The sequence below is a fragment of the Bacillus sp. RC251 genome (genome assembly GCF_044908765.1).
In the GTDB taxonomy this organism is placed as follows: Bacteria; Bacillota; Bacilli; order Bacillales; family Bacillaceae_G; genus Bacillus_A; species Bacillus_A wiedmannii.
The window spans coordinates 155,776-167,224 of the sequence record NZ_JBIYDP010000009.1; the positions used below are offsets into that span (position 1 = coordinate 155,776).

An 11,449-nucleotide genomic window follows, 5' to 3' on the forward strand; every position below is an offset into this window, starting at 1 on the left:
AGCTGAATTATTTTGGTTTTATTGTTTCTTTCGCTTTTACATTTTTTAAAGCTTCTTGTTGTGTTTGTGCTTTCTTTTCAACTTTTTTAATTGCTGCCCCTTCTTTTACCTGTTGTTGATTATTTTCTTTAGGGACATTTTTAGTTGGTTGTGGATTTACCGGTTTTACCTCTACTTGTTTTTGCGGTGTGCTTACTTGTGAAGTAGTGACTGGTTTACTCTCAATCGGGTTCGGTTGTGATGGTGTCGTCCCCGCCTGTGGTGGTGTGATCGGTTTACTCTCCACCGGATTTGCCGGCGATGATGGTGTGACTGACTGTGGTGGTGTGATCGGTTTACTCTCCACCGGATTTGCCGGCGATGATGGTGTGACTGACTGTGGTGGTGTGATCGGTTGTGTTTGACCAGTTGGTGTTTTAATTGTTGCTGCTGCTTTTACATCTTCTTGCTTATTCTCAAGTCCACCATTATTTTGACTTGCTACTGGTCTAACTTGAGCTTTTACATCTTCTTCTTTATTATTTAATTCCTCATTTGATTGCGCTACTGGTTTAACATCCGCTTTTACATCCTCTTCTTTACCTTTTAGTTCTGCCTGTTGCATTTCAGTGTCATTACCTTCATGATTCCCTCGTACTGCTAATTCTGGATTCTCTTTAGTCGCGGCTACTTCTTCCTTAACCCGTTCTTGCTCTTGATTACCTTTTCTATCGCGAACACCTAAATTTTCTTCTTTTTTCATTTGATTTATATTTTTTTCTTTTTCTGCTTGCATTTGTTCTTTTCCCTTGCGTTTACCATCTGCTACCTTTTCTTTTCTATCTGCATAGTTTTCTTTCAACTGTTTAAACTTACTGTAGCCTGATTTACCCACTTTTCCTGCCACCGCAGCACTTGCAAGACCCGCGGCGCCAGCTACTGCTACACCTCTTCCAACTGTCTTAGATCCACGTCGAACATCACGATATTTTTGCCTAATATTACTCATAGCATCTGATGCGCGTGCTGCTCCTGCACTTGCTGGTACTGTAGTAATAGCATCGAAAATTGTTTTACGGTATAACCACACACCCAAGAATGAAAGTATTTGTAGTATAGCTACAACTAAGTATCCATACTTATCAGTAGCACTGAACAAAATTGACGATACCCAGAACATTAAAGTTACCAGGAAACCAATTGCAACTTTCATAAGCAGCGTTCGGAACAATTCAGATAAAAATTTCTTAGCTGTACCAGTCCACGCAGGTACTAAAGCCATCAATAACATTACAGGTGACATTAGCGCTACGATGATAAACATTAATTGATAAAATAACATCGCCATACTGCATAATCCCAATACAATCCATAAAGGAGCATTGATAACACCTAGTAGTAATACGAGTGCCCCTCGCTCAAAAGTAGCATCTAACGAGATTGTTTGGTTTTTCTGAACCTCAACTTCATCCTTTAAAAGAGCTTTTCTTTCATCAGGATCTGTCGTTGTTAACATTTTCTTTATTCTTTCATCTCCGATTTTCTTCATATCTGTTGTACCAAATTGTAATAATGTATAAGGTTGCTTTATTAATAGAGTGTGTGTTAAATCAGTAATGGAATTGACACCGCTTGAATGTCCTTCATTTGCTCCACTAATACTTTGAGTTGTATCAAGAACAGTTTTATTTACTTGCTCTGAAAAATTGTTTAATCCTTTGATGATATAACTTGAATTCGCAAAAAAACCTAGAGTAAAAACTAAAATACCTAATGCTTTTAACAATCCACCTAGCATCTCTGACTGGCGTCGTTGTACAAAGCCTACCCAGATAACCCAGCAAGCTAATAAAGCTAGCATGAGTCCAATTAGTTCACTATATATTCCATTACCCCAAGAACCATTGAACCCTGCTGCTTTAGATATTACCTCACCCAACTTATCTCCAATATCAGCAACTATATTTAAACTCATTGATTGGCCTACCAAACTTGTGACTAAACTACTAATTGCAAGGTTTACTGTCCATGCAATACTAATCAATATAAAAATAGTTGCTACAATTTGTTCTTTAATATTATCTTTCCATTTCCAAAATTTAAGAGATTCTCCAAATCCACCTTCTGGAGTATAAACATCGATGCCATAACTACTTGGTGGATATTCCTCAAATTTCAATTTTTCTTTACTTTTAGGAATAATGTCGTCAATAAGGGAGGGTCTGGGTTCTTCCTCTGCATAGACTGGTGTAGTTTTAAAAAGTAAATTAAATACTAAAAGCAAAGTACACATTAATAACAATAAGGTAATAAACTTTTTCATTACATGCTACTCCCCCTTTAGGGAAACCTATTAATCTTTTGAACTAAACTCATTAGTCGGTTTAGTATTTTCTAATTCATCAATTTCATTTCGTTCAGGGCCGGTATAACTTCGAACTTTGAACCCATCTTCTGTACGAACTACTCTTACCCATTTCACCGCTTTATCGATATTCTTAGGAGGCTTCTTTGAAATAAAGTTATACATAATTGTGTCCTTATCTACCACATATTCTTTTACAGTATAATCTTTGTAAGATAAATTATTTTGAGGTCCTTTATTAGGGTCTAATATTTTATTTTTCTCCCCATCGACAACTAATTTACGTATTGTTTTATAATCATGTTGTAAGTCGGCCTTTACAAAGTCCAACATCATTTCTCTAGGAGTGTGCCCCTGTTTATCTTTTTCTTCTCCTACATTTGTTTCGCTATTTCCACATGCTGCGCTCAAAATTAGAGCGCCAGCACATAGGCTAGATAGCATTAATTTTTTTATTTTAGTTTTTACCATGTTAACTCACTCCTACATTTATTTTTTCTCCCCCTTCTTCGACAAAGGTTGCATTACCTTCCTGCTTTTCATCTTCATTTGATTTTCTATAATTCTTTCTTGCATTTGGTCTTGTATCGAATGCATCGTATAAATCCTTAAACACTACATCCATTGTGACAACACCTGTTCTTCCTTGGATATCTTGGAATAAACATTGTCCTGTTTCTAAATTAGTAATAATCGCATGATTTTCTTCATTATCAGGTAATCCAAAGAAATCTAAGATTGAAGAAATTTCTTTACTGTCGGTATTACGGAATGAGAACTTCATACCGATATTATTCTTAAATGTCTCATCTCCAAGGTCACTTGCACTTTGAGTAGCAAAGTATACTGCAGAGTTTAGGGCACGACCTTCACGAACTAGCTTACGAGCTAACTCTCGCCCTTGAGAAGTTCCCATGATTGCCCATGCTTCATCTAATAGAACAATTTTGAATTTAGTAGGGTCCTTTTGAAAGAATTTTCTTGCAAAGGAAGATAGAGACATCAGCATACTAACTGATAAATTTTCTTGTAAGGTATAATCTTTCGGATCTTTTTGAATATCTGGCATGTCAAGATGTTGAATTTGTATGATATTTACTGCTGTATCAAGTTCAATATCTCTATTTGTTCCATCACCAAAGATTAAGTGTGCAAATGATAAATTCTCAAATGCTTGAATATGAGCAGCTAATTGTTGATCCACTTTATCCTCACTATCTTCAAGGTATTGAGACACAGCTGTTAAGCACGGCTCTTCCATTCCTGCTACGAATTCTACAGCTGAAGCCAAGCGCGGGAATTTCTCCGAGTTATCAGGTTTAATACCTGTAATGAAAGTAAGAATTGTCATAGCTAACTCAATTGCATCTTTTCGGCTATGTTTATGAATGATAAATGGGTCTAATTTTCCTTCATCTCGCCTATCAGTCCCCAGTGTAATTACGTTTACCTTACCTTCTAATCCGTGTAAATCTCCTGTCCAGTTTCCCCTCTCACCTTTCGGATCGACTATCAGTGTTTGAGCTCCTCCTAGCACCGCTAGGTAAACAATTAAGTTCGTTCCAAATGATTTACCAGAACCAGTACTTCCTGTTACTGCAACTGAAAGTGCGCTCGTTTTTTGATTTGCAACGGTATTTGTCGCTGCGAGAGAAGGTGTCATATAAACTGCTTTGTTTAAAATACCAGTTGTACCTATATAAAATCCGATATTATCACCTAAATCTTGTGTTGCACCAAACATACCGGCCGCCAGAACTCCAGGCTCCATAAAGTGTATATAATCATTTACATATCTTTTAGCACCAGGGATAAATTCATTAAACAGCAAGAACTGGTCTCCATATGGTCTTACTAGTTCAATCATCATCTCTCTATAAATAGAAATAAGTGAATTGGTATTTCGACGCATTGTATCCAAATCTTCAGCACATATACAGAAAGATACCGATGTCTTAACTAATGGCATACGCGTCTTTTGTATAAGGGCTTGTAATTCAGTAGCTTCTTGAACACCCTCATACACATTTAGTCCAACAGTTTGTGAATTTTCCCTTGCATGTGCCTCTTGATCTTCTAAATCTTTTTTCTTTTTATTTAGTTTAGATAGAGCTTTACGATGGTTAATATTTTCTGTGCGTACACTCAGTTCAATTGGAAAATCGATATTTTGAATCATATACATCCACTCTTGGTCTGGAAACTCCATTGTATATGGAATCTTCGATGCTGATAAGAAACTCATATATGCTGGATAATCTAATCCATCAGAACCAATTTGGTTCATTTCTATATGTCTTCCTTTAACCTCTACTTCTGATTCCGTTAAACGTAGTAAACTCTCTTGATTCGGAAAGATTGCAGAATCGTCATCAACTACCGGTGGCGTCCATCCTGCTGTAACAGGTGCTTCCAATGTACGATAGAAGTTGCGTAATACAATCCATTGTGTTTCATTTGTTTCTAAACTTCTTACGGCTAAATGTTTTCTTATTTTGTTTCTAAATGCGCTAGCTTCTCGTTTAAACATCGCCAAATCAGTTTTTAGTATTTTGGTATCACCAAGCAATCCAAACTGCTCTGCAGTGTTTTTAAACGTATGAAATGCAGTGTAAAGCATTTCCTTAAGTCCCTCTTGTACGTGACGTACTTTTAATTTCACACCAATAAAGTAACGATACTCTACAGCGTTTTTACCAAATTTTCTTTCTAACTCATGGACAACGTCATCAGTATGATCGATTGCCAGCTCTTTTAATTCTCCACTGATTGTTTCTTTAAACTCATCGGCTTTCTCTTTAAAATTCTGATAAACAGGTATCATTAAGAGGTGTTTTTCTTCTTCATAATTCCAAAATAATCCGAGTTGGCGCATAAACAACGTATTTTTATCATCGTCTCCTTTAAATTCATAAGGAATCCCGTATGCCTCATAATACGCCCAGCAAGAACCGTCTTGGTTAAAAATCAAATTTTCATCAAAGTATTTGACTGGAAATTCAACCTGATTCATTTGTGCCTCCTTAGAGAAGAATATGAGACTAAACTAATTCTTCCGTATAGATTAATTAATTACTTTTTCTTAATTGAATCATCCTTAAATCGAACTACTGTCTTATATTGATAGCTTCCAATATTGCCAGTTGTATCTTTATAACGACTCAACTTCTTTTTTTCAAATGTAAATACAAAGAATCGATATATAAATTTGTGTGGACTTTTTCCATCCAATTCTACATTTCCAAAGAAGTACGCTATACCACCAGGTAATATTAGATATTTAAAAAAGACGTTGTTTCCTAATGGTAAAATCTGTTCTAAGAATATTATTATTAATAGTGTTCCAACAAAAATCCCCAGCTGTCTGTAAGGTACAGGGAAAGGGAGTGTTATATCCCTTATCCCATATAAACTCTTAGGGATATCCCATATAGAGTTGTAAGTCCTTACTTCCTTGCGAGTCGGTTTCTGAGTCACTTATACCAACTCCTTAAAATTTCTATTTTTTACTAATGATTATTTAAATAATAAATTATATAATTTTGTTCCAAGATCTTTGAATACATCTGGAGTAAATACAAACACAGATACAATCGCACAAAGTACTAACCAACCAATTAGACCAGCCATTTGTCTTTTTACAAGTAAAACTATTACACCGATGATTGCTACAACTAAAAAAATGGGACCTAACTGAGCTACTAACCAGTTTTTTGCATTCACTCCAAAATTAATGTTGCCTAAGACCGCTGCATCCGTAATAGCAGGTAATTGCTGAGCAACCATATCTAATCCCAAAAGCTCCATAATTATTTACCCTCCACTTTCTCTAATGTGTTTTCAAATTTCTTCATAGAGCTAATTGAAAACTTGTTATCTTTATTTACAAGATTTAAATCATATGTGTATGTGTACTCTAAGCTGCTATCATTGTCTTTTAACTTAGCATCAACTAAGACTCTGTATCCTTTATCCTTATCTTCATAAATTCGTAGGTTTTCTAATTTGCTAAGTGTCATAATACCTTTTAGTCCATTTGTTATATTACTTTTTTCAAAGTAGTAAGCAATTTCTTCTGGTGTTCCTTCTGTATACACTTTAAATACAGATTGTAAAAATTGTTCTACTTTTTTTATTTCTGCATCTGTATTAATTTCTCGTCCTTCTGATTTGAAAGTGGCTACTTTATAAGATGCCTTTTCTCTCTCTCCATGAACGATTGTAGGATTGTTAGGGACTACCATCTTCCCTTTCTCCATTAAAATTGGTATAGAGAAGTACCTTATAACTTCTTTTGGTTCTTTTGGTGTGTCTGGAGCTTGTATCGTTCCAGGAGCAGGATTATTTACAGGTTCTAGTTTCTGAATGATTTTCAATGTAACTTCTGCTTCATTTCCTTTTTGTCGGACCTCTACTGCTTCCGATTTAACTAAAGTACTAGAAGCGTTTTTTAAAGTATCTCTATTTAATCCACCTTGCTCATCGGATCCTTCAACTAGAAATTTCTCTAATCGTTTTTTTCGTTCTTCAGCTACATTCATATCAACTTTCCAATTAAAATAATTAGTGGCAAAACTATTCGCATATGCAATTAATTCTGCTTCTGACATTTTAATTTTTACGGGGTCCTCTTTCTTTTCCTGAACAGCTACTGCTCTAGGAGGACCGGCAAGTTGGATAAATGAAAGGGAGCTTCCTACAACCACAAATCCCATTACAAACCAAAATGTAACCTTTCCTACTTTTCTTCCTGTTATCGCTGGAACTTTCTCCCTTGTTTTACGTTTCTTCTTTTCTTTAAGTGCCTCTGAGTTTTCTTGTTGCATATCTAATATTTCAGTTGTTTTATTCTTTGCTTGTTTAAAGAATGTAAATTTCTTTTTTTCGGAGTTTTTCTGGGATTTCTTTTTTACCATGTCTTCACCTCTCTTTTTAAATGGTTAGGAGATTACAAATTTCATTGTAATTTCCACTAATCAACTATCTACTTTAAGTATGATTTACTTTTTTCGGAAATCTAAGAGAAATAAAAAAAAATTATGTTTTATATCAAAATTTTTTTAGAATGATTAAAACTAAATATAATGTTTATTAAAGTACATAAAAAACCAATTCCATTAAGAAATGAAATTGGTTTTACACAGGATCTATTCTCTATAGTAAGTATTACACAATATAAAAACCTAATATAATATATATCTTTAATATATATAAAGAAAAAAGATAAAACTTTTATACAGAGAAAAAATCGTCTTAAAACACTGCTGTGCTAAGGGTTCATCATTACTCTAGCCGTAAAAAATCATAAAAAGTAAATACTGGGAATGTACTTAATGAGCTGGATGATGATTAAAAACTACAAAATATCGTAAAGTAGGTATATAAAAACTACATATAATCATCGTTAATTTGATGCGAGTGAATGAATAAATAATAAATGCAAATTTTGCTGATTTATGAACAAGCTTTCCACATTTCTTAAAAACTACACACAATTTATTAACAAATAGGTCAAAGTTAGGAACAGAATCCACTTTTTAAACATAACTAACAGAAATTTTTCTGATTTTAAGTAGATTTAGAGATAGAACATGATAAGAACAGTACTTAAGGGTTTATATTATACACATCAGGTCAAAATTATTAAGATATCAACAGAATACTAAAAAATATTTCTGCTTTTTTGTAGATAAAATGACGCAATAAGATTGATGATTCAGAATAAATAACTTAGAAATTGTGAATATCTTATTTTGTTTCACATGCACTGTATGTAATTGCATAAAAAATAGAGAGTTGTGATCATTAAAATTGAAAACTGACTCTCTATTTTGCTTGAAGTAATACACTCTACATGTTATTTCCAACACGAATAGCCCTCCACTTTTGTTATTTTTCAAAAATAGAGAGCTGTATCATTACATTGCTGGAAGCAGCTGATCAACCGTATGTGGTACTTCACTTGTTGAACGGTAATATGCTTCTAAGGACTGTAGAAACTGAATTAAATTAAAGTCTTCAGGGACCTCAATTACACGAATCTTTTCCTTCGGCAATTTATCAATTTTTTCAATGAACAGTTCACGAATATCGCTAGGGATTTGATTTCCTTTATGGCCACTAGACTTTAAGAGTTCGCGAACTTCAATTTCTAATGCTGTATATGCGTTAATATTTACTCCTTGCTCATAAGCATATTTTCTAAATAGTGATTCCTCTTGATACTGCATGTAGTTACGATGGTAAGCATCTACGGTTACAGGTACAGCATATTTCGCATGAAGCAGGTCATGCGCTTTACGGAATAGCTTTTGAACATTGCGTAAAGAGTATATAGCAAAATGAGTACCAAATTTAAAAATGGCCTCTTCTTGATCATGTTTAGGTATATTGTGTGTAATTAAAGGATAAATTCCAGTTTTAGCAGCTGTGTCTAATACACGATATTGAGAAGATTGCTTTAATAATTTACTTAGCGTATAAACAAGCTTTTTCGGATATCCTTCTTGTTGATCAATCATTTCTCGTAAACCACGAACTACTTGGCGAATTTGACGGTGACAAGAGTGTTTTAAAACATTAATGAATTGGTTCATATCCTTGGCAAATTCAGCAATATTCATTTCAACTAACAAGTTTTCTATAAATTTAGCTTTACGCTTATATGTATCTCGTGGTGTAAATGGATCACGGTATTCTGCTCCTTCTTCTTTCGCGCATAAGAAATCAGGATGTACAGATAAATGCAATGTTGTGTATTGCTTTTTATTCTTCTTCCCTTTTTCTAACTTGCAAATTTTAAATAAAGGAGATCCGGTAGCAGATAGCTTTGTTTCTAGTTCCTCAAGTACAGCACGAATCTGATGCGGGTATTTCTTATGTAAGTAACGATACATTCCACCAAAGTGTGTTGAGTTTCCTTGTTCGTCAACTTTGAATAAAGAACGTTTCAGGGTAGTTTCGCGTTTCTGCTGCATTGCTACATCCATGAATAGTTTCTTAGCTGCAATGGATAACTCAAAGAATTCTTTGGTAAATACGATCGGGCTAATAAATGTATAGGCATTTGCTTTATTTGTTTCCTTATTCATAAAATCATTTAAGATGATTTTATATTTACCACTGTACTCATTTTCAATTGTAATGATGTTATGGAAGCTTAATTTCTTCAAAGCCACATAAAATTGTGAGTGGTGAATATGTGCAAATGCTTCTTTATAATTTTTATAATCTTCCCAAAGCATATGAATCGATACATGTGAAAGCTCACCATATGTATTACATTTTTTATGAAGAAATAGAAATACTTCTAAATCAGCATTTGTAATTCCATATAGCTTATGTTTTCTGCCTTCGTGTTTATCAAATTCACTTACTTTATCTACAATCTTTTTCATTTTCAGTGAAAAAGATGGCTTTGCTTTAGCAACAAATCCCTCTTCATCTGCAATTCGTTCTTCATAAGACATTGAATTCACAATGTCTTCTAAATAAGTATCTTTAAAACTGTAATATTTACCTTCTAAAGCTTCTACTAACTTTTGCCATGATTTAATTGTTACAATTACCGGTGTTGTTGTTTCACCATTCAAACTACGTTTGTTCTTTATAACGAAAGGTTTTGCCATCTTTTTCACCTCCTTATATATTAAGTTGCAGTTTTCCCCACAATTAGATACAAATTATCATTTTTGATTATATCAAATCGAATACTGGTGAAATCTGTCCCTTTAAGAGAAAAAACAAAAAAATGAAACGTGCCTCTATCCCTTGTGCGACAAGGGGTTTGACGTTTCATGAAAAAAAGTTTGTTGCCACCATAGGGCTATGAAGTTTTTTGAATATGAAACGTAGTATGTAGTGGGAGAAATCCTCCGAAACCATTGATTTTATAGGGTTTTCATCCAATTTTGTTTGAACGATGTAGCCATCATATAGCTATAACGTTTCATGTTTTTAAAACAAGTAATATTTTATTGAAAATTGCTGTAACCCTTGGTACATATAGGTTGTTGTAGGTTTTAAAGTGAAAGTTGTAGCCATCATACCGCTATAAACGTTTCAGTTCGTTTCATGTTTACTGCCATCATATAGCTATAACGTTTCATGTTTTTAAAACAAGTTATATTTTAATGAAAACTGCTGTAACCCTTGGTATATATAGATTTGTTTGAAGTTTTAAAGTGAAAGTTGTAGCCATCATATAGCTATAATGATTTTAGCGTGTTTTCTTTCATATTAAATGAAATGGCTTTATATCAACGTTTATTACTAAATTACATAGAATAAAAATTTTTTTAGTCGAATGATTTTCAGGATATTCTCGTTTCATTTTTTTAAAGTTGTAGCCATCATATAGCTATAACGTTTCATAAATTACGAAATTGTAACCACAATATAGCTATTCATTATTAAAAGTGAGCAGTAATAGCCACGATAAGGCTATATAGTTTCAAATAAGAGCTTATAGCCATGATAAAGCTATGCAGTTTCAAATAAGAGTTTATAGCCATGATAAGGCTATGTAGTTCCAAATAGAAGTAATAGCCATGATAAGGCTATATAGTTTCAAATAAGAGCCTATAGCCATGATAAAGCTATGCAGTTTCAAATAAGAGTTTATAGCCATGATAAGGCTATGTAGTTCCAAATAGAAGTAATAGCCATGATAAAGCTATGCAGTTTCAAATAAGAAGTAATAGCCATGATAAGGCTATATAGTTTCAAATAAGAAGTAATAGCCATGATAAGGCTATATAGTTTCAAATAAGAGTCTATAGCCATGATAAAGCTATGCAGTTTCAAATAAGAAGTAATAGCCATGATAAGGCTATGTGGTTTCAAGTAAGAGTTTATAGCCATGATAAGGCTATGTAGTTTCAAATAAGAAGTAATAGCCATGATAAGGCTATGTGGTTTCAAGTAAGAGTTTATAGCCATGATAAGGCTATGTAGTTTCAAATAAGAAGTAATAGCCATGATAAGGCTATGTGGTTTCAAGTAAGAGTTTATAGCCATGATAAGGCTATGTGGTTTCAAGTAAGAGTTTATAGCCATGATAAGGCTATGTGGTTTCAAGTAAGAGTTTATAGCCATGATAAGGCT

The 11,449-nt window shown here is 33.7% G+C and carries 7 protein-coding genes; all 7 read right to left on the reverse strand.

Annotated features, from left to right (window positions below; translation table 11 throughout):
* Positions 1–7: 7 nt before the first annotated feature.
* The 7 genes from ABH961_RS22680 to ABH961_RS22710 all read right to left on the reverse strand — a co-directional run bounded on the left by ABH961_RS22680 (position 8) and on the right by ABH961_RS22710 (position 9,972).
* Positions 8–2,302 carry a CD3337/EF1877 family mobilome membrane protein gene (locus tag ABH961_RS22680; protein WP_404520079.1) on the reverse strand — a complete coding sequence of 765 codons (2,295 nt, stop codon included), beginning with the start codon at positions 2,300–2,302 and terminating at the stop codon, positions 8–10.
* Between the two features lie 30 nt (positions 2,303–2,332).
* Complete coding sequence (locus ABH961_RS22685) at positions 2,333–2,815, reverse strand: hypothetical protein (protein WP_404520080.1); 483 nt, start codon at positions 2,813–2,815, stop codon at positions 2,333–2,335.
* Position 2,816: 1 nt separating this feature from the next.
* Positions 2,817–5,357, reverse strand: coding sequence for an ATP-binding protein (locus ABH961_RS22690; protein ID WP_404520081.1), 2,541 nt, complete (start codon positions 5,355–5,357; stop codon positions 2,817–2,819).
* A 59-nt stretch (positions 5,358–5,416) separates the two neighbouring features.
* Entirely contained in the window at positions 5,417–5,821 is a 405-nt protein-coding gene (locus ABH961_RS22695) for a TcpE family conjugal transfer membrane protein (RefSeq protein ID WP_000192353.1), read from the reverse strand.
* A gap of 39 nt (positions 5,822–5,860) precedes the next feature.
* A complete protein-coding gene (locus ABH961_RS22700) occupies positions 5,861–6,151 on the reverse strand; it encodes a hypothetical protein (protein ID WP_000421394.1) in 291 nt (96 codons plus the stop codon).
* 2 nt (positions 6,152–6,153) lie between these two features.
* Complete coding sequence (locus tag ABH961_RS22705; RefSeq protein WP_404520083.1) at positions 6,154–7,260, reverse strand: conjugal transfer protein; 1,107 nt, start codon at positions 7,258–7,260, stop codon at positions 6,154–6,156.
* A 1,002-nt stretch (positions 7,261–8,262) separates the two neighbouring features.
* Positions 8,263–9,972, reverse strand: coding sequence for a hypothetical protein (locus ABH961_RS22710; protein WP_404520085.1), 1,710 nt, complete (start codon positions 9,970–9,972; stop codon positions 8,263–8,265).
* Positions 9,973–11,449: the final 1,477 nt, after the last annotated feature.

Coding starts and splice junctions, on each gene's coding strand:
- ABH961_RS22680 (WP_404520079.1), bottom strand. CDS start 2,302: ATGAAAAAGTTTATTACCTTATTGTTATTAATGTGTACTTTGCTTTTA.
- ABH961_RS22685 (WP_404520080.1), bottom strand. CDS start 2,815: ATGGTAAAAACTAAAATAAAAAAATTAATGCTATCTAGCCTATGTGCT.
- ABH961_RS22690 (WP_404520081.1), bottom strand. CDS start 5,357: ATGAATCAGGTTGAATTTCCAGTCAAATACTTTGATGAAAATTTGATT.
- ABH961_RS22700 (WP_000421394.1), bottom strand. CDS start 6,151: ATGGAGCTTTTGGGATTAGATATGGTTGCTCAGCAATTACCTGCTATT.
- ABH961_RS22705 (WP_404520083.1), bottom strand. CDS start 7,260: ATGGTAAAAAAGAAATCCCAGAAAAACTCCGAAAAAAAGAAATTTACA.
- ABH961_RS22710 (WP_404520085.1), bottom strand. CDS start 9,972: ATGGCAAAACCTTTCGTTATAAAGAACAAACGTAGTTTGAATGGTGAA.